Source organism: Escherichia sp. WS2035 (genome assembly GCF_046487065.1).
Taxonomy (GTDB): Bacteria; Pseudomonadota; Gammaproteobacteria; order Enterobacterales; family Enterobacteriaceae; genus Escherichia; species Escherichia coli.
In genome coordinates, this window is the sequence record NZ_JBJQKD010000028.1 from 1 (window position 1) to 26,877 (window position 26,877).

Below are 26,877 nucleotides of genomic sequence, written 5' to 3' on the forward strand. Positions count from 1 at the left end.
GGCGATTACGTCTGGCGGCAGAGCCGCAGACTGGAAGACGGGAAGTTTCGGCCCTTACGGATGCCCGGAAAACCTTAGCGTACGATTTTTTCCGAATTCTGCGGGCTCCCCTTTAAGATTTTGGCAAGCAGTAGCGTCCTCTGGTTTACCCATGAACATGGTAATACGGGAAAAACCATACCAACTTATGGTCGCTTTGATTGCTTTATATACGGCCATCCCTGTTGTTACAATAGTAATTTTATCTGGTCAGCAATCGCATAAGTTGGAACTAATTGCTGTGCATTTCATTACATTTATCACGATGGTGTTTGTTTTGCGTCGTAAGATGGGGAAACGTTGGCTGGATTTATTTGAAGAAAAATTAGCCATTTATAAACCTAATGATAAACTCGCGCTTAGCGAATTACACGAAAGCATACGTGAGAAAAATGGGCTAGACTTGCAGGATCTACAAGATTGGTACTGGAAAGAGAAGATGACATATGCGTATCACAAAGAACATAAAACAACCATAAGCTATCAAAAATTCAAGTAGCATTTTAAAATGTCAGGGGAGGGCTATTGTGATTTATTAAGTCGGCAAGGTTATTAGGTAGGGGTGTTCAATATGATAAATTCTTCGAGTGTGGTTATTTCAAGAGTTGTTCTGGTCCTTTGAGATAGCTAATTATCATTACAGACTTTATCGAAAGGTATGAATTATGAACATTACCGACAAAGAACTTAGCTCAAATACAGTGAGTCAGTATGGATGGAACTTAGGAGAGTTCAATCACTCAACGCCTTTTACATCTCATTTTATTTATATTACCGACTATCATAAAGATAATACATGGATGATTTCACTTTCGCAGGAGGATTTTAATACGACCAAAATTTCAACATCGTTAAGTCTAGATGCCTGTGTGTCCATGCTCGGAAAGATACTAAAAAAAATGTCTAACAAAATCGGTATCTCACAAACGGAAGAATCTGAATTCGCATTTCTTTTAACAAACTATATTAAACAAACTTTGACTTTTAGAGAATGGCAACGCAATGCTGAAGGAAATCAACGACTGCACTTTCTTATTAATATCTACGGTGCAAAAGAAGACGGTGGCGAAGTGGTTTTAAGACCATTTATTGTAAATCCTGATGAATTAATGCTTACTCCAGCGGATGTCGTTGAATTTAATTCGCAGGTTATCAAAGTTGATCGGCAGCGTCATCCTGAGTGGTTCCGTTAACAGGTCACAAGGGTTAAGAGCCTGAAAGGCTGCGATAGGGTATACGCAGCCTATTCTGTATAGCCGTCGCGTAATAATTGTTCTAAATGACTATCGACCGTTTCCTGATCACCAGGAATATATCGAGGCCATCCTGTTATATCGTTGGCGAGTTTCACTATGTATGGATGAAACCCAAACTGTTCGGAAGTGATGTCAATATAATATTGCACTTCTTCGAAATTCAACTCACACCAATAATGGCCAAAGCCACCACACTCTATAAATATACCGCCATCATCTGCACCGTTACCCCCACGGACAACAGCATCTAGACCTTTAGTTTTTGCTAAATAACACACAAGATAGCTTGCAAAAAGGCAAGTGCCTGCCGTCTTCTCTATGCCGCACTCCGTTAAAATTGAAAGTAGCTTTTCATGCGCCACTCTTGCAATGTCTGATACCAATTCCGGGGACATGTTAGCTCCAGTGAAATTGTTAGATCGACTTAAACAGATAATAACTCAATATTTTCATGAAGTACTTGTGGGTTCTTAAACCAATAGCCGGAACCACACATCCAAGGTTCACCTGGGAAAACAAAACCTTCTTGAATAAGGTATTTGCGGAATAGGGGAGGCAGTACATTTTCAATTTTCAAAATGTAATTTTGTTCATCTGCAATACATTTCAATTCTGCAAGAAGCGCTCTAAAAATGCCTGTGCCGGGCTCTTTAACTGAGATAGTTGAAACAACCATGACCGGATATCCCAGGACCGAACACATGCCTGCTCTTGCCCGGATGTAGAGCTCCTCGAAATGGTGTAAGCCGTGTACATGAGAAGACCTTATGGGTATCTTACCATCTGATGCCTGCGTTATAAGGTCGGCGAAAACCTTTTTGATTTTCAGCAAATCTGCCTGAAAATTTTGATCGTTCAAAGGAAAATCAGATTGAGAATTTGTCATTACATATCTTATGTTTTAAAAACTTAACTTTGATAAAGCAAAGGAATACGCTGATCGTCATGTGATCCAAATTGAGCAATGAATTTTAATTCGGAACAGCTAAAGACAAAGCAGTAGGGTGCAATAATTCAGGATGTCGATACTATAAGAAGAATAGTGGTATGAATGTAGCAATTACCTCAATATGAGGGGGGCAACTGTTGATGCTGTACATACATACAGTATTTAACATAATCTTTGTTATATGTACTTATAAATCAATGACATAAGGTTTAAAGATCGTATGATCTACGCACTAGGTCATGGCTTGTAATGAGTGAAAAAAGGTTCAAGATTTTAGAGAAATGCTCCCAAGATCAACATGGCGGCATAAGTTTTCCAGCTTGACCAATCAATCGTGGAACCAAGCAACAGATAGAATGCCAGGCCTACCAGCCCCAGCTTTACTACTATCCCAATTAATATGGTAAAGATAGACTCATCGCGTTCGCCTTTAAGTAATTTACAACGCGTAATTAGATCGTCTTTTTTCATGTAGAATCCCTTAGAGTTATTAAAGTCCTGCATTAGAAGTTGTTACCTGCCGAAGTTACCTCGTATGAGTTAACTGTGGCTCCAAACATACAAAATATAAGCTGTGCCAATTGAAAGGATTAGAAAAGCACAGTTACTAATAAAATCTACTAATGCTTGTAGCTTCTTTAGTCTCACTATTGCTGGACCGTGTTCAGTAGAGGTACTACTCAGCCCTTTTGTTCTGGCACTCTCTGCTTTTCTGAAAAAATTGTAATGCAATCCTGACCGCAAGCAAAACCATGCCAAACCAGTCGTTATTACGATATTTATGTAGAAAGCATATTGAATCATTTGTTCAGTTTCGAAGCTTTCCATTGAAAACCCTTTGTTGAAATGTTGAATAAAATTATTTTTAGTAAATGTAAGCAATAAATAGAACGAATATTAATAGTGAAAGATGCAATGCCAACATCTGCTTATGATGCCTTATGAGGATTTCTTCCTTCGCATTCATTAAATCGTACATCTCATCAATATTTTTATTGCTGGTATATTCGAGACGTTCATCACGAAGTAATTTGAACTTTACCAATACGACAAGTGATTTAATAATAAAGCTCGTAAGCATAACAGTTATAGACAAAAATAAAAAATAGGCCAAATTCATATATCACTCCATGGAGATTAATAGAAAAATTTATAATAAGTAATCTCATAGAGCATTACTTGAATCTTCTTCCCATACTAAGGACTCACCGAGAAATTTAGTTAAAGATGATTTGGCATACTGTGGTTCGGAAAAAAAACGTGGGAACCAGCCGTCAAAGCTTTGGGTACCATTGTGACGATTTTCAGGCGAGACTGATAAGCGGTACCCGTCTCCGTAAGGTGAAATGCTAAATGTGTATCCATCATCTGTCTTTGAGATCAGCGTTTTGCTTGTCATATGACTAATAGATACCGTTAACTCCTTTGGTGTTTGTATCACCGAAAGAAGAAACAATGCGCTTATGGCTGCAAAAATCCAGCAATATAATGATGCATCCATAAAACCAGCTACAACACTCGATCCCAAAAAAAACCAAAATAAACTTATTAAGATTACTGAGTTTTCATTCATGTCTGTTCCTTGTTATTACTAATTATATTATGCTTTATAGTTGACCGTCAGACTACCCACGGGTTTTGACGAACAAAGTCACGCACTCCATTTATACATGCTTTTGAGATGACTTCAAAATAAGGATGGTTTGATGGAATCATATTCCCGGTATTATCAAGAAGCATAATAGTCCCTAAAGACCGAACCAGTTGATATTCATTGAGCTTACGCTTTAGCAAAGTTTGCAATCTATAAATTGTCTCACCGGAACTGTTACCTTCGATACCTACAACAGAGACCGTACAGTTCACTTCCTGATTATCAGATTGATAATCGAACCAGTAATTTTCGTTGTAATTTCCTTTTTGCGCATGCTCAATTTTGCCAGGCCATTTTACCCATAAAGAAGAGTTGTTTTTAGATCGTAAGATCTGCTTCAGCGTTTCCAATGGATTTTTTTCATCAACCTCAGACCAGGCCGAAATAAATTCTTTCTGCATTGCCTCAGGGTCTATAACGGCAATGAAATCAAATTCCTCTTTATTGATAGAGTTGGCTCGATCTTTGAGATAAAACAGACCGAGTTTATATCCCTTTTCACTTTTCCAGTTTGCTCCCACAGGCTGATAGTCTGTATTTATAAACGGTTTGAAAGTGTGAGTGTCGGGAGAAAAAATTACTGAGGGTGCCAGCACCCGGCCTCGGTGTCGTATTGGATTTACATATATTTTTTCCCCGTCACATAACATTTCAATAATTGCTTTTGTCACAACTACTGAAATAGAAGGTCTACATGTATTTTGATTTATTTCCCCGAGGTGCGCCAAACTTCCATCCTCACTCTTCAACACCTTTGTAAGGCAAGTCGGGCAATACTGTTGATCTCTATAATAAACAGGCATGGTTAGACGACCGGAATCGTTTAGTACCAACTGAAGTAACGGATGAGGCTCTTTCATCATGGTTATTTCTTCTCTTTCACCTTTCTGGGCTTTTCGTTTGCCTGTCTCCACTGCCATGGTGGGACAGGGTTGGTGTCTGCCCATAACCCTTTTGCCTCCTTTTGTGCTGCGGATTCATATTTGATATAGCCAGGGACAATGGCGTTATCTTCGAACCGATAAACCCACGCATATCCACTGTCCACCATAGAGGCATTGATATCATATCCATCTAACCAGATGGTACCTAACATACGGCCATAGATATCCGTACCATGGTCTATCACGGTAACGATTTTAGTTGCTATAGCTGTGGTTAAGGCCTGTTTTGCTTTTTGGCCAAAAGCCTGTTTAGATTCAGGAGCGTCTATACCATACATCCGTATTTTGATGGTTGTGTTTTGAGCATCCAACGCAGTTATGGTGTCACCGTCAACAATCTTAACCACCTTTGCCTCAAAAGTTGTTGAGTTCCCCCAGGACGCCACTGGGAATACAACAATCATGATGGGCAAAAGTAACTTTGTTAAAAAAAACATCATTTCACCTTGATTTGTTGAGTACAGACATGTATCCACAAGCCTATTTACAGGCAGTATTTTAACAAGTCATTATTTCATGGGCGGGCTTAAAACCAATCTTTTTGCAACTTAAAGGCAGAATAATCACAATAAATTTAGAACCTGAACCAAAAAATAATCCAAATTAAGCGTGTTAATCTATCTCAAAGATATTATTCCTGAGAGAGTTTGGATGAAACGTTACACTCATGATCTTGAGACAGACCTGAATGATGTGGATAAAACACCATCTCTGATCCACAAAACTTTGTTAACAGCTTCGACCATTTATGACCTGAAATATCTGGCTCAGGTATTAAATGATGAAAATGGCAGTAATTGGTCCCGTGCATCCCTTAAACGTCAGGTTACATGCATACCTGAGCATTGTGAGCTGAGTATCGCAGATGGACGCTATCTACAGACTTTAATACCTTCACGACCTGCTGATTATGAGGACAGGCACTTTAGCTTTATCGATCTGTTTGCAGGGATAGGTGGACTGCGAAGCGGATTTGATGCCATCGGTGGTAAATGTCTTTTCACGAGCGAATGGAATACTTATTCCAGCCGTACTTACCGGGCGAACTGGTATTGCGATGAGAACGAGCACCGCTTCAATTCAGACATCCGTGACATCACTCTTAGCAACCGGCCCGAGGTTACTGATGACGAGGCATACAAATTTATCGATGCCTCTATCCCGGATCATGATGTTCTTCTTGCGGGATTTCCATGCCAGCCATTCAGCATCGCCGGTGTCAGTAAAAAGAACTCTATGGGTCGCAAACACGGTTTCGAGTGCGACACTCAGGGTACGCTCTTCTTTGATGTGGCCAGGATCATCCGGGCAAAACAACCTGCAATTTTTGTTCTGGAAAACGTAAAAAATCTGAAGAGTCACGATAAGGGTAATACCTTTAACATCATCATGAAAACGCTCGATGAGCTTGGCTACGACGTCGCAAACAGCGAAAGCACGGGCGCGGATGATCCTAAAGTCATCGATGGCCGTCATTTCCGACCCCAGCACCGTGAACGTATCGTCCTTATTGGTTTTCGCCGCGACCTACGTCTGAAAGACGGTTTTACTCTGAGAGACATTAAAGACTTTTATCCGGACAAGCGCCCTTCTCTCTCAGATTTACTGGATCCGAGCGTAGATAGTAAATACATCCTCTCCCCTAAACTCTGGGAGTACTTATACAACTATGCAAAGAAACATGCGGCAAAAGGCAATGGTTTTGGTTTTGGACTAGTAGATCCTTCCAATGTTAATAGTGTCACCAGAACCCTCTCAAGCCGCTATATGAAAGACGGATCTGAAATTCTTATTGATCGGGGCTGGTCTCATGAACTGGGAGAAACTGATTTCCATAACACATACAACATGGACCGTCGGCCACGCATGCTAACGCCACGTGAATGCAGCAGGCTAATGGGCTTCGATAAACCCGGGGAAAGTGTTTTCCGTATCCCTGTGTCCAATACACAGGCTTACAGACAGTTTGGGAACTCCGTGGTCGTTGATGTCTTTGCGGCCGTCGCCAAACTGCTGAAGTCACGAATTGAATTTGCAGCCTCCCAGCGCTTGCGGCAGTTTTACGACGAAGTCAGCTGACCTGAGCTCCTTCATCAATTTAAATGCTTAAGATTGTTGTAATAATGTCAGAGGTCAACCATGACGTATTTCGAATCAGCTGAAGGTGAGACGGTATCTAAAGAACGAGCATTACAAGAACTGTCCAGGCATTGCGTTCCCGAAACAGATTTCGAAGAATTCTTTAGCGACATGGGCGTAAAGGAACAGTATGACGCTCAGGAAGTGTTGCTCTGGTTGGGATATTAAACTTTCTGTTTAGGAGACTACTATGAGCCAAAAATTCGCAGTGATGATTGCTTACGACGACGATCCAAACGTCAAAAGGTATTCACCTGACTTTCAAACGCAGGATGAGTTTGCTAAAGGGTGGCAGTCGGCTCTTAAAAAGGCACACCACACCTCAGGTCAAAAATCAGTCATCACCTGCGGATGTCGTGGAAAAGGAGAAAAGCGACTTTATGTTCGTGCTTTACCGAACGGTGATGCCTTTATTCTCGTCAAAGCCGCTAACACGGGCATTGAGCATGATCCTTCCTGTGTATTCTTCTCCCTTGATGCCCGGCATACCGGCCTGAAAGGATATGCGAGTGGTGTGGTCCGGATTACAACCGAAGGTGATATGGCTGTAAGGCTCGGTATCGGTATGACAGAGAAAGATCCTCCTGAAAAATCAGAAGTGCCTCCCCTGCCCCATGTTCAGCGACCAGAAGGAGGTCAGGCCTCAATGACCCTCCTGGGCTTGCTTAGTCTTTTGTGGACAGAGTCTGGTCTGAATGTCTGGTACCCGAAAATGGCAGGGAAACGTAACGATTCACTGGTACGGTATCGTCTGCTTGAAACCGCTAAACAAATTCGTACCGGCAGAGCCTGCATAGGTGACCATTTATTCATTGGTGTACCTGACCCGAAACAACCTGTCGCTCAGTCGCAAATTCAGCGTCTTTCATCACAGGCGATGAGTGATAAACGTCTCATGCTCCTGTCAGTTTTACCTCGCTACGATGCTGAAAAGCATGAGAAGCCACTTAAATTTTTACCCCTGCGGAATTTTGGGGGGCTACCGCTGATTTTTTTCAATTCAGAAGTCCATTGGGATAGCGTAAAGAAACGATTTTCATCGGAGTACGCAGCATGGAAATCCGGGGCGAAAATAGTTGTCTTTGCGTTGACGTCACCAGCTGCGGTAACCGGCAGAGGCCCTTCTGTAAGAGCTCATCAAATTGTGCTGATGCACGTTAGCGAGAACTGGATACCTCTGGACTCCTCCTATGAGGCGGTTGTTGCAGAAAAGCTGGATGCAGAGCACCGGCAGTACGTTAAGCCCATGCGTTATGATGCGAGTATTAGTGAGGTGTTCCCTGACTTCTACCTGCTCGACACAAAAAGCGATAAGCCGTTCCCGATGGAAGTATTTGGTATGGCCACTCCTGCTTATCTGGCCCGAAAGCAACTCAAAAAAGATTATTACAACCGTGAATATGGGCCTTATGGATGGTGGCACTGGGATGCGACCACAGCATCTGAAACTATGGTGCTGCCTCATTTTCCAGAATCACGCAAACCTCTTTCAACTGACACACCTGCTTAAAATGGAGAAAAAATGTCCTACATGCTTTCGCTAAGCGAACAGACAAAACTGAACGCTTTCCTGTCAGGGATCCTAGATGATTACAAGACTGGGGTTATCACTCAGATACAAGCTGTTGGTAGAATCGGTAACGTGTTTTCTGCTCTGGAAAGTGGAGACTCAAAAAAGGTAGTGCATTTGTTGACTGAAGGACGAAAACTCCTGCGGACGGGCTGAATGTCCGCAGAAGTTCTTATGTGCCAGGGGATGCAGAGAAGTGTATCAACCTGGCTTCATTTATCATGATGTTTTTCTGCTACGCGGCTGTTTTGACTTTCCAGTACCTCCCCCTGCCATTGCACCAGTTAATGTATCAATGGTGCCTTTTAGGGATTCTGAGATTGTTTTCTCCGCCTCCAGGGTAGCTTCCAGCTTCATTACTTTGGCCTGGAGCGTTTTGAGTTCATTGCTTTGTTCAGCCACTTCCGCTTCATAGCCCTGGCTGACCAAAGTTACTTTATTCAGGTCGGCGCTCAGCGACTCGTTTAGTTTATGGAGTTCAGTAAGCTCGGCATTCACCGCCACCAGGTCACCCTCTTTCCCGGACAGTGCACTTTTCAGCTCAGTACAAAGGTTCTGTGCAGCAATCAATTCCTGTTCAAACCTGTCCCTCTCTGCCTTTGTATCTGACACAGTCTGACTTAACTGGTCGCATTGTCTGGAAAGACCGGCGTTATCAGAACGCTGCGTGTTGATCTCTTCGTTCAGCTTTTTTTGATATTCAAGGTGACCAGCGATCTCTGTTTTACGTTCAGCCAGTTGCTGGGAGAGTGAGTCATTTGACTGCTGTGCGAGGCTCAATTCATGCCGTGTGCTATCTAACTGGTGATGGCAGGTTTCGAGTTCTGCTTCGGCAACATTCAGCCTTGTTTCTAACTCCTTGACGGTACTGTCCCGGATCTCTAATCGACCCTGTAGTGCCTGATTCTCAAGTTTCAGCTCATCCATATCGGTAGCGCTTTGCTCAAGCCGCTGTAACAGCTGCGTTACCTCCTCCTCCAGCTGCATGCTACGTGCTTCAGCTTTTTTAACACTATCATTCTGTATTGCGGTATAGCTTCTACGGTAGTGCCAGGTGATGTACGAGATAATATCGCCGAGTGCAACCTTTACCTCATCGGGTATATCCAGGTAACGGGCCTCTTCAGGAACCTCTTTAACATACTTCTGGTACTCCGCGAACATCTCCTGTGACCTTGCAAACGAGCCGCCAACAGCGTTTCTGAGCCAGTGAACTTTGAAGCTCAGATCGATATTTTCCGGGTTAATTTCTTTCTCTTTGCACAGACGTTCGATTGCATTGAAGTAATCGATCATCGCGATAGATGAGTACCTTGAACGACCCATTTCCTTTGATTTTTCAGTGGATTCGCTGCGGATGTCATTCTGCACCTCTGGCGGGGTAGCATCGTTCAGGCTTTTTTCTTTATCATTTTCAATCATCATTTTTTTCCTGCGGCCGGAAGCTGGTTTGCAAAATATATGCTGATAAGATCGTTCAGAGCATTCAGAAGCGAGATACTGTCGATGCAAATATGAACGTTTCCATTCTCAAACAGGCGACACCGCCAGCCATTCTCATCACTGACCTCGCCTGTGAATTCTGTATTTCTCATGGCCGTCAGCCTGTCGACCATACTCAGCCCACCGCCGGTTGCAGGTGTTGGAGTATCAGAACAGATGCATACAATATTCTCAAAGTCGCGTAAACAAAAGTGATTGTCCTGCGAGAAACCGTTGTACCTCAGCACGTTCACACCAGGAAAAATCCCCCGAAGAACAAGCTTTTTTGGCATTGTATATTGCCTGGCATTGCTTTTGAAACTTCGGTCAAGCTTGTTGAGAACATCAACGAAACCTTCTGCAAGGGTGTCTCGTCTGTTAGCCAGTGCATGCTGTAATGTTCCCTTAACAATCTCCAGGGAAGCGACGGGCGGATCCGTACGAAGGGATTCGTTAAAGGCTTCTTTTTGCTTATGGTTCCAGTACCGGTCCATACCTGTTTCTTCAAAGAGCCTTTTCCACGTTTTACGGTCAATTTCCTTACGCCCCTCCTCGATGGTGCGATCCAGTGACGACGGAAGACCAAATGCGTTGGGCTGCATAATTCTGCTGGTGAAGAGAGAGAGACCGCACAGTTCCGACGCTTCCGAGATTAACCGCATCCCTTCTTCGAATTTCTGCATGGCCATATCCCGGGCGCTGATGAGCTGCCCTGTCCGGCTCGCCGGTACTGGCTCAGAACCCTGGTTTTGAGTCATTTTACACTCCATTTTGGTATGTCAGAACATTTTGATTTGAGCAAAGGTAGGACACTATAAAACCTATAGAATTTACGTAGAAACGCGTTTAGTAAAGGCTTTACTAATTACTAATGACTAACATATTAGCACTTTCAGATATGCCAGCAATAACCCCAGCCAGTGAAATAATGTGATGAGCCCATTAATTGGGGGTAATCATTCTATCTGGTTGATATTTAACGCTTTTAATTGTCATCCTTATGTAAGCCTATGGGATTTACTCCTAATTAAATCCCATTGTATGAAAAATAGGCATTTATAAGCTTTCATGACGTGACGTTGTCACGTATATCAATGGAATTTAGTCACTAGTAAAGAGTTAACTAGTGACTATCTGCCTAATCGGTGTGCTTGAACGGTGCACTCCAGGGCGGATATAAAAATTGATGAGAGATATACAGAAAATGATGGACCGGCTTAATAAGCCAGCCTTTCTTGGGAGGATTGATGCTGCTGAACACGCTATAAAGCGAAAATGCCCCTTTTTAACCTATAGGTAGGGCACTATGAGTAAGATACAATCAAATCGCCAGTCAGATGGCTAATTTCATGATGACCAAAGCGGGCTATTTCAAGCGTTATCGCTGAGACGAGGCTTCAATGACAAGTACACTTGACCCATCACACAAGCAAATTGAAATGTGGCGCAGAGCTACCGGTTCCGAAGGTGGACTCGACGAATACCGCAACTGGGTTCTGGAAAATAGTATGAGATTTACAGCATACGGTATCCATACCGTTATCGTCGAAGGTGAGGCGAAGCATATAACAGCGCTTGATGATGTTACCCTCTGTAACGAGTGGGCGAAGCTTAAAAGAGAAAACAATAGGCTTTACGCAGCAAATGAAAAAATTTGCTCTGGCTGGCGTGGTTTTGTGTTGCGTTTGTTAGGAATAACACTGTCATGCAGAAAACCGGTCATCTTACTGGGGGCAGACGCGAAGAATCAAAATGATGCCGTGAAAGGGGCTGATTTGTAATTTTCAGGCGAGCCCACCGTTCTTAGAAAGCTGTTCTATGGGTATGTAAGGAAGATAATGTTCTCTGAACGCTCAGTACACTTAATCACTTCCTGTACAAAGGGCAAGAATCATCAGGGCCACGTCTGGCCGACATTGGACATAGATCCAAAACAAACCCCGGACGACGCAGCATATGCCTGGAGTAACATTGTAGACGACGCCAGAAGTAATCAGGCGGTACCGGCATTGTCCTTGTATTCAGGTAATCACTGGTCTACGGCAAAGGAAATTTTAAACTCAACCAGAAATCTGGAGTTGTGGATAATCTCTGCCGGGATGGGGTTTTTAAATAGTCGAGATCGGGTGCCCTCTTACGAGGCGACATTTCATCAAGTACCATTCAGGCATGATCTCTGGTGGAAAGCCATCACAAAATCACTAGGTAAGCATAACCGTTGCGCAACTATAAGCCAGTTAATGCAGTCCAGCCCGAATGATGAATATTTGATTGCGGCTTCGCCTGTTTATATTGCTGCTGTCCAGAATGACATCCTGAAGGGCATTGAGAGTTTGACTCATCCTCTTACGCAACTAACGATCGTGACATCAGGGGCATATGCTGGCCCACTTGAAGAATACTTAATTAAGAGTTCTTCAAGAATGATGAAAGAGCTAGAGTGCAATATGGTGTGCCTGAATATAAAACTGGCTCAATACATACTTAAAAGTGGTAGTCGTTAGAACTAGACTGTTAATGATACAATTCTCCTGTTATTTTATTTTTATAAAAGGTCTCAAATATGTTCAAAAACAGATTTTCTTTATTGTGTCTTGCTGTGGCATCGTCACTTACTCTTACTGCTTGCGATGTAGTTGATGCTGCCTATGACGAGACTTTAAATGATAACGCACCCGAAATTGTAATAGCTGGAGGATTCAAAATTGATATCCAAGGTAATGCAGTTCCGGTTGAGGGATATGATAATTGCTCTTTGAATACTCTTCAGGGAAGCTTTGATACGGATAAATCAAATTGTATTGTTCTGGATAGAACACGTAAAAAAGTACCGGTTCTAGTTCATTTGTCATCCGGTCCCGTCAAAGAAGAATGGAAGATCGAGCACCAGGTTGAAAAAACCAAATCCGGCAAAAATTTCATCCAAACTCGTATGATTAGACCTGACGGTAACTTTGTAGTGCCTGCATCCTCAGAACGAGGGATCTTTAGTGGCAAACATTACAGTCAAGCCAGCTAAGTCAAGTCTATCCGTTCAAACAGAAAAAAGGTTTCTTAAAAATGACGTTATCCGCTGCATTGCAAGGCACTTTTAAAGAGATGAGGAAAGACAATACAGTAGGCATCACAGTTCAAACTTGTTCAGATATTTTTGACAGCAATGTTCCTCCGGCTTATGTTTTCTGGCTTTATCGTCTCAAAGCGGGAGAAACTTTGCCGCGCGGAAGGTTCTTCAGAAAAAGAAAGCCAATCATCAATGTTATGGCAGTTGTTCATGATACTGCATTCGAAAAATAACGGCGCTATCAGGAAAGTTACTTTTATGAACGTAATTGCAGCTGGAATTTTTTTGCTTTATTTTTTACCCTACAGCTTTCGCTTATGCTTGTTATAAAAAGAGATGGCTAGAGTGGATTTTTCTTACTTTAATTATAATTTTTGCTTCTGCCATTTCGATTCAACAATACAATGAAGCGAATTTTGTAAGTGAGTTAAATTACCCTATGTTTATCTCCGCTATATATGGCCTGTCACTGGCATGGTTTCCTTTTCCGATTGCTTATGTTGTTCTGCGCTTCCTTCTTGCTGATTTACAGCATGAGTACCCTAAACAGTGAGCAGATTTTAAGACTCATGAACAACATCGAAAGCACGAAACAGTCTGCACAAGGAAGATAAGGAGTATTCTTAGCAAGATATCTTTGTACCTGAAGACATAAAGCTGGCATCTTTTTCCTTATAGAGTGTATTATGATTAAGTAAATCCTTATCAAAGAATTAGAAAGTGGGGTCGTATGTCTGAAGCACTCAAATCGTTAAACAATATTCGTACTCTTCGCGCCCAGGGCCGCGAGCTGCCTTTAGAAGTACTTGAGGAAATCCTCGAAAAGCTTAATGTCATTGTTGATGAGCGTCGTCAGGAAGAATCATCCAAAGCTGCCGAACTGCAAGCTCGTCAGGAGAAACTTGACGCCCTGCGTAAGTTAATGGAAGAAGATGGTATCAACCCGGAAGAGCTGCTTGGCTCATTCCAGGCCAAATCTACGGCTACCAAGAAAAGCCGTGGACCACGCCCGGCCAAATACTCATTTACTGATGAAAATGGCGAAACAAAAACGTGGACTGGACAGGGCCGTACCCCCAAAGCTCTGGCAGAACAAATTGCAGCCGGTAAAAGTCTTGATGATTTCCTGATCTAACTTTTGCCACCAGTTTTGATAGAGGCCACTTCGGTGGCCTTTTCTCATACGGAATCAATTTCAGGTACAGAACATATGAAAAATTCAGAACCTAAGAGCTGTGATCCCTATGTGGACAGTTTGATTAGAAATGCAGATGCAAAGGAAGCCAGGGCATTTCTCAAAATATTGAAGCCCTTACCATTCCTTATCGTTATCATCGCTGTATTCTTTTTTTGGGTATCGTTTTCCCGTTTATTATCCCAGGTCGCGTAAAACCTTTTTAAAGACTCTTCTTTACCAGATATGCTCCCTCACCGGGATGGTTTCAACCTCTTCAGTTTCCCATATTGGCAAAACCGTCAGGAAATAAGACGATACCCTCCACGCTTTCCATTAAAGCGGGATGACGACGCCCAGTTCTTACGACCAGACTCCACGTTTTCGATAAGGATGCCTTTGGGCCCTTCTAACGAGGCCACCTCAACAACCCGCACTTTCCGGATCAGTCTTGGATCCACTTCTTCCCAGATCTGGCCAACTGTAATTTCTTTTTGGGTTTGCATTTAATCTCTCGCTGTCATTTAGTGAACAAGACTAATCCTCGCCGTGGTTCAGCTTATGGCTTTATTTACGCTGACGATCCTTAGCCTTAAATTTTTGCCATCGTATCCGAAGGTTTTCGATGTTAACCGGAACCTGCATGCGTGTCGTCTCTATCTCATTCCCATGCCATTTCAGGAGATCATCATCCAACTCCCGGGCCTCCCGGCTGAAGTAAATTTTCATAGTGTCAGGGTTTATGGCGCAATGGTCATTGTCGAACAGTGTATGGATATCACGGCGAAGTAAAATTCCGTTCGTTACGTCGGGAATGCCTTCTTCATGACGTGGCGTTAAGTGCGCGGCCTCAGTACGCCAGGGGGACCTTACGCCGGTGACAACACATCGCCCGTAGCAATTCAACCTAACATCCCGGGCGAAAGGACCTTGGTCAGGACTGGTGACAGATTATGTACTTAAATTTGCGCATGTAACGCTCCTGTATATGATGGATGAACCACTCTCGTTCAGGGTTATGGCGAAATGTTTATCGCCGCAGCGAGAGATTCAGTCTTGCTATCAATATTCCTGAAGGTTGTCCGCCTGATTTCAGGGTAAGCATTCATTCACTGGCCGGTTCTACCTTATTATTCATACAGATTAAAGTAGTTGTGCCTGCTACTGCGGTCACCTTCCTTGACAAAGTAAGCAAAGTTTGAAAAATTGGCTATTTGCAAACTAAGGTTGTAATTCCATCATTCTAGCCTTAGATCTTTGATCAAGTGAAGTTGCTCACTTGGTTGGATTTTACCGTTTCCTGACGGCTTTTCAGAAGCGAGGGCTGGTTGGAATGCCTTCCAGCTAGAAGTCTTGCAGATGCTCTCCGGGCATTAACTCATTGTCGAATCTGCACCAGTATCACTAGGTTGTTGAGCGGGCGATTAGCTTTTTCACTGAGCCGCTGTACACTCGACTGCTTCAAGAAGCACTACTTACCATTTCCCTGTCGTAAGGTCTGTTCTTAGCTGGATTTTTTTGGGAGGCTACGCAGTCATGACAACTCAATCCAGCTCAATACAATACGCTTACGCGCTAGACGACGAGGGCACCCTCACGCACATTGGCGCTGCCCTGCGCTCACATACTTACACCTGCCCAGGTTGTAAGAGCCCCCTGACCCCGGTAATGGGCGAGTTCAACGCTAAGCACTTTCGCCATTCGGAAGAATGCTGTGCCCTTGAAACCTATCTTCACAAGTGCGGCAAAGAAGCATTCTTCTATCGCTACCAACAAGCTCTCAGCCGTGAAATGCCTATTAGCCTTGAGCTGGAGCGCCGGGTTGCCTGTAATGGTCCTCATTTAGCCTTAGTTAGAGACGAAGCACGTCAGTGCGTAAAATCCGTGCCTGCACGCTACAACTTGACTCAATTTTTCGATCAGGCAGAGCTGGAAAAACACGATAAGGTCACAGGGCTGCGACCAGACGTGATGTTGTATGATACGACTGGCGAAAGGCGTTGCTACGTAGAGATTTGTGTCACACACCCCTGCTCTCAAGACAAGATCGAAGCCGGTATCCCGATTCTTGAGTTTAAGGTCCAATCTGCCTCTGATATTCAGATGTTGCTTACCGGGGCCTACTCGATCAAGGAGAAGATCCTGAGAGTATTCAACTGGCTTCCCCCGTTTCAATCTGTGGACACCTGTAGCGGCGTCTGCTCAGTAGGTAACGTGGATATGTCTGTCTGGAGTTTAAGTGGTTCCGGCCGACTCAACGAACAAACGATGCCGCTCGCTGAAGTGGATTTAACAATCAATTCTGACGTGAACACATGGCCTAGATCGTTAGGGGCCGCTGAGCTGGCAGATAACTTACGAGCTTTTATCCGTCACGCCGATCCTCATTCACTATTTCCCAACTGCATTATGTGCGAGCAAGCAGGCCGATGGGAGGATGGCTATCTGCAATGTCACAGTAAAGCAAAGATCGTTCCCTACACCGAGGCCCGTCAGTGCGCCAATTACAAGGTTAAGGCATGACAAAAAGACTGACTTGGGAGCAGAAAAGTATTGTCAGCCATGACACCGGACATGCGTTGGTAAAAGCCGTACCTGGTAGCGGGAAAACAACCATACTTGTAAAGCGCGTTGAGCGGCTGGTCAAGACGGGAACTGATCCTCGCTCCATTCTGATCCTGATGTACAACAAGTCGGCGCAGGTGAGCTTCACGGAGAAGTTGAAGACGGCACTGATGTCGAGCGTGATTCCAGAAATCCGCACGTTCCACAGCTTGGCCTTAAAGATTGTTGGTTACGGAGAACGCCAACAGATAATCAAGAAGAAAGACCTCATTACTCCAAGCGACTACCGCTATGAGCAACTGGTAAAGCAAGCCTACTGCTATGGCTTTGACCATGAGGCGAATTTTATTGACCCCAATGAAATTGAAAACTTCGAGCTGTTTATTGCTCGCTGCCGGGCGGCGGCCGTAACTCCTGTTGATGCTGCCAATGATCCAACGTTCAGCAACATCAAACGGGAGTTTATTCGCGCCTATGGCCGCTATTGTGAGCTGCTGGAGGAAAACAGTCTGCGAACCTTTGATGACTGTTTGGTTGAGGCTGTCGCACTGTTGCGTAATGACAGCAGCCTTGGTGCCCACTTCAAGCACATCATTGTTGATGAATATCAGGACGTTAACCTGATACAGCATGACATGACCCGCTTGCTATCTAAGTCGGATACGTCAGTTATGGCTGTTGGTGATGTTAACCAGTGTATTTATGAGTGGCGTGGTGCTCGACCAGACTTTATCGGCGGACTGTTTGAAAAGCACTACCCGAATACGAAGGTGTTTCAACTGTCATGCACGTTCAGATTTGGCCATGAGCTTTCCTTGATGGCTAACTCGGTAATTCGGCGCAACTCTACAAAGCTGACCAAGCTTTGTGTCAGTCATCCTAGCACCCCCAAAACAGAGGTCAGATTGCACTTTGATAACTGCCTATCCAAGGTGCTATCAAACCTCTCGGTGAGCAGTGGAACACAAGCCATATTGTCCCGCACTAAGGCGAACCTTGCTGAGGCGGAAATTACTTTACGCCTGTGTGGGCTACCTTATCGCTACCTCAATGGTTCAAGCGCATTACACACCCGCACTGAAATCGGGATACTGGTAGTTGGCGTCTTGCTGTCTGTGTACGGCGATCTGCGGCTACTGGAAAACCATCCCAACAAACAAGCGATTGTTTACGGCTTTCTGAAGGAGGCTGGTTTTAGCTGGCAGAAAGGGCAATTCAAAGCGGCGCTCAGTGGATTGATGGCTCCGCACGCCGACCTATGGTCTGCTCTAGGCCAGTTATTCGAGGGCGCACAAAACCAAAAAGATCGGCTGGGCAGGCTCGCCACTATCTGCCAGAAAGACGGAGAGGAAACGCCTGCTATCGATGTGTTACTACGCCTGCGTATGGAGGGTTTCATTGATAGTGTTGGCTCTGAGGGTGTAACTCGCACTGGATCGAACGACCAGCAACGAGGGGTCAAGAGGATCGAGGAGCTACTTGTCTCCAGTAAGATCGATTCCCGCACGTTTTTAAACCTTATCTTGAATCCAGGCGAGGCTGCAACTGACTGCGATCCCTTCATCCTTTCCACACTGCATGGTTCCAAGGGGCTGGAGTGGGATAACGTAATACTGGTCGGGCTGAATGAGCAGGAATTTCCTGGCGGCAAACCCGATGATGTTTACAGCGTTCGCACATCGATGAACACCCCTCCGACCGAAGAGGTAATCGAGGAGGAACGTCGGCTGTTTTATGTCGGTATCACTCGCACAAAACAGCAGCTAAATCTGGTTGTCCCTCTTGATGAAGGGCTTGCGCGGTGGCTCAAAAACCGCTGGGATAGCACCCCGAAGAAGTCACCGATAGCTACTCGCTTCGTCTATGAGGCTGGCTGGACTGCTTGTGCGGTTACCAGTGATGCGATCTATAAAAGCACGGTAGAGAAACAGAAGGCTGACTTCAGCAAGTTTCACCAATGGTATCTAAGAGATCTTCAGCGGCTAAAAGTCTAGGGCTACCGATACTTTTCGATTTCAGACAGGTGCTCGTTATCCAGATCAATTGTGGCTTTTCTTTCAGAAGCGAGCTTCTTCGCTCGCTTTGCATACTGAAGCCCCTTGGCTGGCTGCTCTCCGCGTAGGATCTGTTCAGCCTGCTTGTGCGTATTCCGGTGAAGTTGAACAGTGATTCCGGAAAGTATGCGGACAGGGATTCTTCGAGCAGAAGCTGAGCTTTGAGGGGAGGCATCTTTTCGACTCACTGAACAAGCCAGCAGCCAAGCGCAGCGCGGCAGTTGTGGATCCAAGACGTTGGAACAGGACGGTTCATCTGACATCAGAGTACGTGCACTGAGGTGTCCGGAATCGGTGTACACGCAAGCCGGAATCAGCGTTCATTTTAAACCGGAATAGGTGTTCATTTTCGACCGGAATATGCAGCTTGCTCGTGCTGTGCCCCAGAAAGCGTTCGTACTGCTCGTCAGATACCTCAGTGCCGATCAGTCGTTCGATCCAGCCGCTTTTCGGCGGGTTACTTACGCCCAGCGCAAGCAACTGCTTTTTTCTGTACCCACTATTTCCGGTGCGGCCGGCTTCAATCAAGGCTTTGGTTAGAACTACAGCCATTTGGGGACTCTCATACACAAACCTGAACCATGCGGGTCTGATTGGCGGTCAAGATAGCAGCGCATCGAAATCAACACTGAACTCTGCTTCTAAGAACTCAATCGTGGCTGGTTGGCTATCGAGCGATGCTTCCCGTGTAGACTCCAGTGCGCACTCCAATCGACGCAGCAGGGTAAACGGCAAAATGATCTTGCCGAAGTCGGTATGCTTGAAATCCCCCCCCACAGGTCTTCCGCGTTCTTCCAAATGAAATCAGCTTGCGAAGCAGCCGAACCTACGAACTCTGCCATCTTGGCCTCCAACCAACTTTTGCACGAAACGGCACATCATCCAAAAGAGGGTTGTCAACCAAGTTTTGCACAAAACGGACTTTGATCCATTTCTAACTAAAATCTACAATCCAACCTCAGATTGCAAATAGCCGAAAAATTTAACACCGACGAAAGGCCATACCTTCGTTAGTGTGCGAAAGCCGCTTGCGAGCGACGGAATAGGTGAAAGCTTTAGTCAGGGTTAATTACCCTGTCTGCGGTGATGGGATGGCTCAGGCGTATATCATCACTCCTTCCAAAGTCCGTACACACTCTTTCAGCCTTTGCAGAAATGCAGGGCTGTTTCATATCAGACAAGCGCAATGAAATTTTCAAATGCTTTCCAAAAATTCAAAGGCCTTAAGCTTTATCTGTATCTTACGGTCCCCGCACGGAAAGTAACTTTCCTGAACAGGAACCGCCTTGCCAGCCTTAACTTTCTAAACGGTTAAAGTTACACCAGGCTGTAAATGGTGAAACAGTTTTTGAAGCCCATGAAACACCGCTGTCGGAAAGATAACTAGCCCCAAGACGTCTAACTTCTTTTTGATGTAGAGCTAATTCTTTCGGATCGGCAATATCTTCCACCACGCTCATCATGGCCATCTGAACTCCGGGAGATGCCATTTTATAAGCTGTCGAGCTTGCAACTGAATTTTTCAGGATTGCCACTCTTTCTTTTTCTGGTCGTCCATTGTCAGACGTATTCGCATAAGTTGTACCGGCAATCAACAACGGAAGGCTGGCATTGGCACAGAAATGCATAACGCGTTTTTGCTGGAGCTGTAATTCAGTGGCTGCAAATGCTTTACCACATCCGAGGATTCCCAGAATCATAATTAAAGCTGTTTTATTCATAAAATTAAAACCGTCCTTTTTAGCTCTTTAACTGTTGCGGTTATCTCGGTGTGGATATTTCTGAAGTGTATGATACCCACTTACCTGAGACTGCCAGTATACTGGCTCAGGTATTAAACCTAAGAGGTCTGGTGCACCGGTTTTAACCTTTTCATTTCGCTTTTATCTTGTGCCAGGCTCTTGAGTCAGAATTTAAAGGTTTGTGGCATGCAGGTTTTACTGCCAGGTTTAGGCACAACCTGGCTGTCACCCTTCATTGGTCCTGAGCAAGGCCCTGGTATTCTGCCCAGCGTACGGCCAGCCGCTCTAAGTCCAGATCGTACACCAGCGGTGTGATTTTACGGCCTTCAAACAGCTCGCCCACCTCAATGCCTGGCTTAAAATGAACGGTCAGGGTGGCCGGATCTATGCCCATAAGATCGGCATCAAACAGCGCATGCATTGTTGGAGTCATCAGGATGCCATTAGACGGATTGTACCGGGTTCCATGTTCAATGTGTGCCGCATCCAGGACACCTCCATTAACCCAACCGGTTACCGCACAACGGCCTGCGAAATTCTCGATGAGCAGAGCTTTGAATTTACCCTGTGCCACGCCACTACGTTGCGTCACTACGCGCTCGCAGTGCTCACCCTGGATATCTACGTCAGGTTTCCGAATTGGCTCGCTGGTGGCCGTCTCAGCTTGTTTTAGGGTGGAACGTGGATAGGCCAGGTTATATGCTGCGCCTGTGGTCATTTGCTCGATGACCGCAGGCGCATAACCTTCTGCTTCCAGCTTACGATATGCAGCCCGGTAGTCTCTTTGGGTTTTCAGCGGGTAAATCTTCCCGCCTTTACCATCGAAAGCGATAAACCAGAAATCGTCCGTGCCAGTTTCAAGATTTCTGCAACGTTTCAGATGCCATCCGCCTTCTCTCGCCCAGATGGTACGGTTATTTCTGGCATTCGTTTTGTCATACCCGTGCTCGTCAAGCCAGCTATCAAAGCTGGTCAGCCCCAGGTCCTGAACCTCCAGAGAAGGTACACGAATGACCTGCAAGGTATGGCGTGGTCTTGGCTCTCTCATCTTGATCTCTTCCTAGCGCTGGTCTGGGAAATACGGATATTGCGGGCCATATTCATAATCATGCGGGCCTGGCTCAACTTCCCAGAATGGACGGCCGCTAATTGTCTTTGGACCGCGCTCGTTTACGATGTCTTCTACATCCTGAATATTAAATGGCATCGTTGCCAGTAACAGCTGATCTTCGGGTGTCAGCGTCACAGTTGCACCGTCGATACGGCTGTAAAGGTCGGCAAACTGTTTACCTGCACCGTGCAACCGGTGCTCCGCTACACTTCTGATTGCGTGTAAGTCCAGCTCCGCCGCTTCCATGCGATCCACGTATAGTTTCATTTCTTTACGCAAAGCGCTCAGCTCACGGGTTTTAATAAATCCGTAGGCGTACCCACCCAGGGCGATAACTGCAATGATTGCTAAAATAGCCATTTATTTTCTCTTACGTTACTGCGGCCGCCGCTTTAGTCTTAATGTGAAGCCTGGGAATTCGCTGAATGAAGAATACGTTTTCACCCCCAGACCGACAGCTGTTAAGGCGCGATCCCAACACTCCATTTGTAAGTATCAGGCCCATCTTCTCCGCTGGTGGCATCAGCTACAATCTGTGCATAACGTTCTCCAGCAAGTTCTCTTACCATCTGATCCACGACCCATTGCAGATGATGCATTTCATCGGTTCCGCCGTAACGACAAGCCAACTCAATAGCCCGCTCTATTCTTTTTTGTTCTTCAGTCATACTGAATCCTCACGCTTACATCAGCTATTCTGAAAACATGCACACTATAAATTGCGGCTGTCATTTCTCAGCCAGGCGCCTGCATTGCTGCCTCATTCCATCAAAAATACTTTCCGCAAGCTGCTGGGGGAACTGGTCCGGAAGAAGCCCGCTAACACGTTCAATGACACCCGGGGTTCTGGCGATGATTTCCTCTATCATCGCCTCTGTCTGCTGTTTACTCAGGCCGGTTATCTCACCATGCCTGATCCAGTGGCGTCGTTGTATTCGATATATCTGGTAATAGTTGCTACTGCCACGTACGGCCATCGCCAGTTTGCACTTCTGCCAGGATATCTGATTGTTCCCATGACCGATCACCGGCCATGCCGACAACACATCATAGTTTGGTGTAAGGTGATAACGTCCCTGTGGCCCAATAGAAATACTGAAATTTTTAGCGTGGCCATCTGTTGCGGCCATCATCCAGAAAATTATCTGCGTCATAAAAAACTGCGCTTTGTCACGCTCAGCACGGTCTGAATTACTCAGAACCTCCATAATTTCCGATATACCTGGCCCGCCGTCCGCCTGATATTTTCGTAATGGCGAAACGCCCAGGGCCTGACACATATCCTCCTGGGGTAAACGAATGATCCATTGTCCGTCTCCTGACCATTTTCGGTCAAAACGTTCTACCACCAGCGCTTTCTGATCTTCAAAGTGAGCAATCTGCGTTCTTGCCACGGGGAGCCCGTACTGGCCGAGAAGTACCGAGCAGAGCCATTCATTTTCAACCGACGAGCTCATGTCGGCTTTCATGTTCCCCACAAGTCCGAGCGGTAGCTTGAATATATGCGTCGTTGGTGTATTACCCTCCGGCATACACCACCGATCTTCATGCCACAGTAGGGCTGTTTTCTCCTGAGCACCGGCAATAGATAAACGTAAGTCGTCGTTATCTTCTGGCCTGCCCGGTAGCAATGTCTCCGTGGTATTACGCAAAGTTGCCGCAATTTCTGATTCAGTAAGCGGGTGATACTTCACGGAATATAAATCAGTGGGTTCATCTCCGTCATGAAGCAGCTGTATCGCGCCCACGCAGTCTTTTCCCAGCTCCGTCAGCAGATCAAAAGGCTCCAGGCTATCGGCCTTGTAACGCATTGCCAGACGTCTGCGTATGCCTTCGCTGTCCGGCAGTAAATTATCAAAATAGTCACGTACCACATTTCCACGCCAGACCTGGTTCCCGGGAGTAAAAGGAAGGGACAATGACAGCGGCCTTCCCTGTTCGTCAGCAACCCATTCAGGAAGGTATTCTAAGCTGTCTACCCCTTTGCTTTTTTCCCAGTACCCGACTTTGATGCCGTTCATCCAAATTACCAGACGTTGCTGTTTCCGGCTCATATCGTTACCAATCCTCCTGTCGTGCAGGTGAGTTTGATTTAAGCATTTCTTCCGTCTGCTTCCTCTCTGAAGAGGTGGTTGCCGAGGAGAAGCTGATTTTTACGCCCAGGATGGAAAACACCTTGAATAGCCGTTCAATGCTCGCACTGGCAGGGTTGGCTTCCAGACGTGAGTATGTCTGTTGAGTGACGCCTAACCTTTCGGACAGGTCTTTTTGCGTCAGGCCATTCGCCTTGCGAAAACCAATGAGCAAGGGACGCAGCTGGTTGAGCGTGTTTAACGGGTAATCATTATTGATCATAAGCTGGCCTCAGTAGTTTCCTCTGATACACCTTGCAGGCTGTTTCCTAAACATACACCCTAAAAGCTGTAATATCAAATTAACAGCCTAAAAGCTGTTAAATAGGGCGTACAACTTTTAGGCTGTTACTATGTGGCAGCATAAATCTTGTTAGCGATACAACTTTATTGTCTCATCGCTCCTCTTTGCAACCAGCTACATACGATCATAAGTGACACAACATTAATATGAAGCGACATTCACCAAATGAACCTTCGTCATTTCAGATAGTTAGCTTACTTGCATGTCCTCATCCCATGAAGGGGAGGGCCTAACCCTGGCATCGAGCAAAACTGACCACCCTGCCCTTATTAAGACCCCACATGCGGCAATGGTGCCCTGTCCACGCCGCCCGCGATTTTTGAGGAAATGGGAAGAAAATAAAAAGAAAACAAAAAGTTATCGGCTGAAGTATCGGCGCAGATCGGGAATCAGGCGAAGCCTGACAGCACGTTGGGGCCTGGCAGGGGGCTTGAGGGATGAGGACATGCAACTCTGATAGCCTTCCCGCCACGGGGTCGGTTAAATTCGTATCCGGCCGGTGCAATTCCAACGGCCGCGTTACCAGTTCGCCGGGTAGCATGGCCAGCAAAGCCAGGCATCGAGCACCCGGGTTTCACTAACGGCCGCTGCATAGACGCCGGTATCCGGAAAGAAATAAACCGGGGTGGCGTTGTTCAGCTGGTCGCCTTCATCGGCCAGAGCGCCGATCACCTCATGAGGCTTCAGCAGCATATCCGTTAAATATTCATCCGGGTGGATGGCATTCAGCGATATGGCCATCTCCAGAAATTCATCCAGTGTGTGGCGGGTACGATACCCCCGGAAAACCTCGTATGAAGGCGTGACGCATTCACCATCCAGGGAACAGGCATCGTACCCGGCCAGCTGCTCTTCGGTGAGTCCGGAGGCATGCTTTGCCACAAGATTCGTAAACTGCTCTTTATCGTCCATCACAATCCTTACGCTGTAGGGGCCTGTTTGTGTTATCACTGCTTCCGGATTTTACATCGCACAACCCGGCAGGTATCCGGTCGCCCGGGCGTCCTTTGCGGTCATGTTAGCCTTTGGCCTGTATTACGACGAATCCCTTTCACTACACGGGCTCGCAGGGTGACACCTCCCCTTTTCACCGGAAGCGAAAGAGGAAGAACAGTTTAACAGCCCGGATCCTCAATAATTTTTGCATAACGGACTAAATGACCGGTTTATGCAGCCCCTGTTACTTACTGTCGCGGTAAGGATAAAACCCTGGTTATGAAACAGAGTTTGTATCGACGTTTAGGTTTTGGTTGAATGAGTAACTCTAAGCAACCGGAATATGACATGGCCAAAGTACAAGGGCTCTTTGTTGGATACCGAAAATTTGCTGTTGATCGCGAGTGGCTTCGGCAGCAGGAAGAACAACGTTATCGGGATCGCCAGCGACAATTTGATGAATGGTCCAGAAAATGGGTCACTGTAACTAGGCTAAAAGAGACTCGTTTATGGACTGACGGAGCCATCAGGCGATGGCTGGGTGAACCTCAGCAACAGGGTAAATATAAAGTTTTCCCCGTTGAAGCGGTTTTGGCTGCTGAGAAGTTGAATGAGTTTCAGCTCTGGCTTAAACCCCGGCTGGAAAAGAAACGTGCCCAGCATCACCACTTTTTAATTCCATTTCTGTAAAGTAGAAACAACGACAGTTCCGGCTGCATTCAAGGCTTCGGCATCTGGTCAGAAGTAAAGCGCCATTTTTCATTATAAGGGAGGTTAGATAGTGGAAGGTATTGAGACACTGAGTTTGCGGCTTGATGAGAACGAAACTATGGCCCTTGCTCAATTTGTTAAACGTCTGAGCTGGAGCGATCTACGTGGTTGTGCTGTGAGTGACGAAGAAGCCTGGGTAATGAAAAGCGCAGTTGATAAATTACAACAGGCGTTAAGGGAAGAAGGTTATGCGCCTCGATGATGCAGGCTTCGTGTTATTTTCCGATGACAAATTTTCTTAAGGACTAAGTATGAGCCAGCACTGGTATGAGGTGAAAAGCAATCAGGGAATTGTTCAGGTGATGTTAGGCTGGGATCCACCTTTGCAGTGGTTTCATATGTGCATTGATTATGACATTAATGCAGCAGAAGACCCACTCTATACTAATCTGGCTGAACCTGATCCCTACTACGTTACTCCGGAATATCTGCAATTTGTACTTGAACGCTTCGAAATAACGGATATTGTAATAAAGCCCGATACCTCTGGGCTTTACGAAGAATTATTAATGGATCAGCTTTTAGACCGATAGCTAAGCTGCCAGCAACAGACGTGCTGACATAATCGTCACTTAACTGTAATGTCAGATACTTCAGGTACAAATGTCCGGACTCGTTTGAAACCTATCCAAAACTGTAAATATATTTTCGTTATAATATAACCTTAATTGAATTGCTTTCTAACAGTTCCCACTCTTCTTTTCTAAGTACATTTTTAATTATTGTTCCATTGGCAAGCGTCAGCTCATACTCCCTGTCACTATAAATAAGGTTTTTATTTTCGACTCGTCGAAAGCTGGTAATGGCAACCTTTCTTTATCCACCTAACGAATAATTATCTTTGATTTCTGCGAACATTTAAACTCCCGTATATTAACGTGCTGAATTTACAATCCAAGTGCAACAAAAAAAGAAGTACTCATCAACTAGAATATAATTTTGTTTCCACACAAAAACCATTTCCAAATGATGAGTACTTCCTACCGACATC

32 protein-coding genes and 2 pseudogenes are annotated in these 26,877 nt (G+C 45.3%); 15 read left to right on the forward strand and 19 right to left on the reverse strand.

The annotated features are described in order from the left end of the window. Positions 1–538, forward strand: a pseudogene (locus ACJHX4_RS25810) (hypothetical protein); the annotation flags it as partial. Positions 539–704: 166 nt separating this feature from the next. Then, positions 705–1,232, forward strand: a complete 528-nt coding sequence (locus ACJHX4_RS25815; RefSeq protein ID WP_001027750.1) for a hypothetical protein — start codon at positions 705–707, stop codon at positions 1,230–1,232. Between the two features lie 50 nt (positions 1,233–1,282). On the opposite strand, the gene ACJHX4_RS25820 is transcribed toward ACJHX4_RS25815, so the two are convergent. The 6 genes from ACJHX4_RS25820 to ACJHX4_RS25845 form a co-directional block, all read right to left on the reverse strand. Continuing rightward, on the reverse strand, positions 1,283–1,690 hold the full coding sequence (locus tag ACJHX4_RS25820; protein WP_000074418.1) for a hypothetical protein: 408 nt from the start codon (positions 1,688–1,690) through the stop codon (positions 1,283–1,285). A 29-nt stretch (positions 1,691–1,719) separates the two neighbouring features. Next, entirely contained in the window at positions 1,720–2,181 is a 462-nt protein-coding gene (locus ACJHX4_RS25825; protein ID WP_000185304.1) for a hypothetical protein, read from the reverse strand. A 336-nt stretch (positions 2,182–2,517) separates the two neighbouring features. Further along, positions 2,518–2,715 (reverse strand): hypothetical protein, encoded by a 198-nt coding sequence (locus ACJHX4_RS25830; protein WP_000710701.1) that lies wholly within the window; start codon positions 2,713–2,715, stop codon positions 2,518–2,520. A gap of 694 nt (positions 2,716–3,409) precedes the next feature. Next, entirely contained in the window at positions 3,410–3,817 is a 408-nt protein-coding gene (locus tag ACJHX4_RS25835; RefSeq protein ID WP_001572392.1) for a hypothetical protein, read from the reverse strand. A gap of 47 nt (positions 3,818–3,864) precedes the next feature. Continuing rightward, positions 3,865–4,761: a hypothetical protein gene (locus tag ACJHX4_RS25840; RefSeq protein ID WP_000975182.1), complete on the reverse strand. Its 897-nt coding sequence runs from the start codon at positions 4,759–4,761 to the stop codon at positions 3,865–3,867. A gap of 2 nt (positions 4,762–4,763) precedes the next feature. After that, positions 4,764–5,279 (reverse strand): thermonuclease family protein, encoded by a 516-nt coding sequence (locus tag ACJHX4_RS25845; protein WP_001572389.1) that lies wholly within the window; start codon positions 5,277–5,279, stop codon positions 4,764–4,766. 214 nt (positions 5,280–5,493) lie between these two features. Here ACJHX4_RS25845 and ACJHX4_RS25850 point away from each other — a divergent pair, with 214 nt between their 5' ends. From ACJHX4_RS25850 to ACJHX4_RS25860, 3 genes are read left to right on the forward strand one after another with little or no spacing between them, the layout of a single operon-like run. Next, positions 5,494–6,921: a DNA cytosine methyltransferase gene (locus ACJHX4_RS25850; RefSeq protein ID WP_000833382.1), complete on the forward strand. Its 1,428-nt coding sequence runs from the start codon at positions 5,494–5,496 to the stop codon at positions 6,919–6,921. A gap of 60 nt (positions 6,922–6,981) precedes the next feature. Continuing rightward, positions 6,982–7,149 carry a hypothetical protein gene (locus tag ACJHX4_RS25855; RefSeq protein ID WP_000220758.1) on the forward strand — a complete coding sequence of 56 codons (168 nt, stop codon included), beginning with the start codon at positions 6,982–6,984 and terminating at the stop codon, positions 7,147–7,149. Between the two features lie 22 nt (positions 7,150–7,171). Continuing rightward, entirely contained in the window at positions 7,172–8,491 is a 1,320-nt protein-coding gene (locus ACJHX4_RS25860) for a DUF1173 family protein (protein ID WP_000078514.1), read from the forward strand. 279 nt (positions 8,492–8,770) lie between these two features. Here ACJHX4_RS25860 and ACJHX4_RS25865 read toward each other — a convergent pair whose 3' ends face one another. Both ACJHX4_RS25865 and ACJHX4_RS25870 read right to left on the reverse strand, forming a co-directional pair. Then, positions 8,771–9,976, reverse strand: coding sequence for a hypothetical protein (locus ACJHX4_RS25865; RefSeq protein ID WP_001572381.1), 1,206 nt, complete (start codon positions 9,974–9,976; stop codon positions 8,771–8,773). Next, a complete protein-coding gene (locus ACJHX4_RS25870; RefSeq protein WP_000193209.1) occupies positions 9,973–10,791 on the reverse strand; it encodes a DUF4942 domain-containing protein in 819 nt (272 codons plus the stop codon). The genes ACJHX4_RS25865 and ACJHX4_RS25870 overlap by 4 nt, the downstream gene beginning before the upstream one ends. A 642-nt stretch (positions 10,792–11,433) precedes the next feature. Here ACJHX4_RS25870 and ACJHX4_RS25875 point away from each other — a divergent pair. From ACJHX4_RS25875 to ACJHX4_RS25895, 5 genes are all read left to right on the forward strand, one after another. Continuing rightward, complete coding sequence (locus ACJHX4_RS25875; RefSeq protein WP_001426317.1) at positions 11,434–11,814, forward strand: hypothetical protein; 381 nt, start codon at positions 11,434–11,436, stop codon at positions 11,812–11,814. Between the two features lie 57 nt (positions 11,815–11,871). Then, positions 11,872–12,537 carry a hypothetical protein gene (locus ACJHX4_RS25880; protein WP_000490638.1) on the forward strand — a complete coding sequence of 222 codons (666 nt, stop codon included), beginning with the start codon at positions 11,872–11,874 and terminating at the stop codon, positions 12,535–12,537. A gap of 59 nt (positions 12,538–12,596) precedes the next feature. After that, positions 12,597–13,052 carry a hypothetical protein gene (locus ACJHX4_RS25885; RefSeq protein ID WP_001572344.1) on the forward strand — a complete coding sequence of 152 codons (456 nt, stop codon included), beginning with the start codon at positions 12,597–12,599 and terminating at the stop codon, positions 13,050–13,052. A 41-nt stretch (positions 13,053–13,093) separates the two neighbouring features. After that, positions 13,094–13,330, forward strand: coding sequence for a hypothetical protein (locus ACJHX4_RS25890; protein WP_000175476.1), 237 nt, complete (start codon positions 13,094–13,096; stop codon positions 13,328–13,330). A 497-nt stretch (positions 13,331–13,827) separates the two neighbouring features. Continuing rightward, entirely contained in the window at positions 13,828–14,232 is a 405-nt protein-coding gene (locus ACJHX4_RS25895; RefSeq protein ID WP_001287392.1) for an H-NS family nucleoid-associated regulatory protein, read from the forward strand. 341 nt (positions 14,233–14,573) lie between these two features. Here the strand turns inward: ACJHX4_RS25895 and ACJHX4_RS25900 are convergent, their stop codons facing one another. Continuing rightward, positions 14,574–14,777 (reverse strand): hypothetical protein, encoded by a 204-nt coding sequence (locus ACJHX4_RS25900; RefSeq protein ID WP_001194555.1) that lies wholly within the window; start codon positions 14,775–14,777, stop codon positions 14,574–14,576. A gap of 61 nt (positions 14,778–14,838) precedes the next feature. Beyond that, entirely contained in the window at positions 14,839–15,177 is a 339-nt protein-coding gene (locus ACJHX4_RS25905) for an HNH endonuclease signature motif containing protein (RefSeq protein WP_223231361.1), read from the reverse strand. A 762-nt stretch (positions 15,178–15,939) separates the two neighbouring features. Here ACJHX4_RS25905 and ACJHX4_RS25910 point away from each other — a divergent pair. Together ACJHX4_RS25910 and ACJHX4_RS25915 are read left to right on the forward strand one after the other, a co-directional pair. Then, positions 15,940–16,794: a hypothetical protein gene (locus ACJHX4_RS25910; RefSeq protein WP_074149649.1), complete on the forward strand. Its 855-nt coding sequence runs from the start codon at positions 15,940–15,942 to the stop codon at positions 16,792–16,794. Next, positions 16,791–18,830 carry an ATP-dependent helicase gene (locus ACJHX4_RS25915; RefSeq protein ID WP_032192809.1) on the forward strand — a complete coding sequence of 680 codons (2,040 nt, stop codon included), beginning with the start codon at positions 16,791–16,793 and terminating at the stop codon, positions 18,828–18,830. The genes ACJHX4_RS25910 and ACJHX4_RS25915 overlap by 4 nt, the downstream gene beginning before the upstream one ends. A 312-nt stretch (positions 18,831–19,142) precedes the next feature. On the opposite strand, the gene ACJHX4_RS25920 is transcribed toward ACJHX4_RS25915, so the two are convergent. The 9 genes and pseudogenes from ACJHX4_RS25920 to ACJHX4_RS25960 all read right to left on the reverse strand — a co-directional run bounded on the left by ACJHX4_RS25920 (position 19,143) and on the right by ACJHX4_RS25960 (position 25,091). Next, entirely contained in the window at positions 19,143–19,442 is a 300-nt protein-coding gene (locus ACJHX4_RS25920) for a hypothetical protein (protein WP_001572440.1), read from the reverse strand. Positions 19,443–19,511: 69 nt separating this feature from the next. Beyond that, positions 19,512–19,732, reverse strand: a pseudogene (locus ACJHX4_RS25925) (type I restriction-modification system subunit M N-terminal domain-containing protein); the annotation flags it as partial. A gap of 453 nt (positions 19,733–20,185) precedes the next feature. After that, positions 20,186–20,611: a hypothetical protein gene (locus tag ACJHX4_RS25930; RefSeq protein WP_001043843.1), complete on the reverse strand. Its 426-nt coding sequence runs from the start codon at positions 20,609–20,611 to the stop codon at positions 20,186–20,188. Between the two features lie 253 nt (positions 20,612–20,864). Next, on the reverse strand, positions 20,865–21,680 hold the full coding sequence (locus ACJHX4_RS25935; protein WP_001572439.1) for an HNH endonuclease signature motif containing protein: 816 nt from the start codon (positions 21,678–21,680) through the stop codon (positions 20,865–20,867). Positions 21,681–21,692: 12 nt separating this feature from the next. After that, a complete protein-coding gene (locus tag ACJHX4_RS25940; RefSeq protein ID WP_000985911.1) occupies positions 21,693–22,103 on the reverse strand; it encodes a hypothetical protein in 411 nt (136 codons plus the stop codon). Between the two features lie 101 nt (positions 22,104–22,204). Next, positions 22,205–22,411 carry a hypothetical protein gene (locus tag ACJHX4_RS25945; RefSeq protein WP_000134171.1) on the reverse strand — a complete coding sequence of 69 codons (207 nt, stop codon included), beginning with the start codon at positions 22,409–22,411 and terminating at the stop codon, positions 22,205–22,207. Positions 22,412–22,471: 60 nt separating this feature from the next. Beyond that, positions 22,472–23,797: a type II toxin-antitoxin system HipA family toxin gene (locus ACJHX4_RS25950; RefSeq protein ID WP_000088046.1), complete on the reverse strand. Its 1,326-nt coding sequence runs from the start codon at positions 23,795–23,797 to the stop codon at positions 22,472–22,474. Between the two features lie 4 nt (positions 23,798–23,801). Then, a complete protein-coding gene (locus tag ACJHX4_RS25955; RefSeq protein WP_024136327.1) occupies positions 23,802–24,095 on the reverse strand; it encodes a helix-turn-helix transcriptional regulator in 294 nt (97 codons plus the stop codon). Between the two features lie 603 nt (positions 24,096–24,698). Beyond that, entirely contained in the window at positions 24,699–25,091 is a 393-nt protein-coding gene (locus ACJHX4_RS25960; protein ID WP_000341066.1) for a hypothetical protein, read from the reverse strand. A gap of 372 nt (positions 25,092–25,463) precedes the next feature. Here ACJHX4_RS25960 and ACJHX4_RS25965 point away from each other — a divergent pair, with 372 nt between their 5' ends. From ACJHX4_RS25965 to ACJHX4_RS25975, 3 genes are all read left to right on the forward strand, one after another. Continuing rightward, a complete protein-coding gene (locus ACJHX4_RS25965) occupies positions 25,464–25,805 on the forward strand; it encodes a hypothetical protein (protein WP_001151575.1) in 342 nt (113 codons plus the stop codon). A gap of 91 nt (positions 25,806–25,896) precedes the next feature. Then, positions 25,897–26,088, forward strand: a complete 192-nt coding sequence (locus ACJHX4_RS25970; protein ID WP_000398480.1) for a hypothetical protein — start codon at positions 25,897–25,899, stop codon at positions 26,086–26,088. A gap of 49 nt (positions 26,089–26,137) precedes the next feature. After that, positions 26,138–26,419, forward strand: coding sequence for a hypothetical protein (locus tag ACJHX4_RS25975; protein WP_000077926.1), 282 nt, complete (start codon positions 26,138–26,140; stop codon positions 26,417–26,419). The last annotated feature ends 458 nt before the right edge of the window (positions 26,420–26,877 follow it).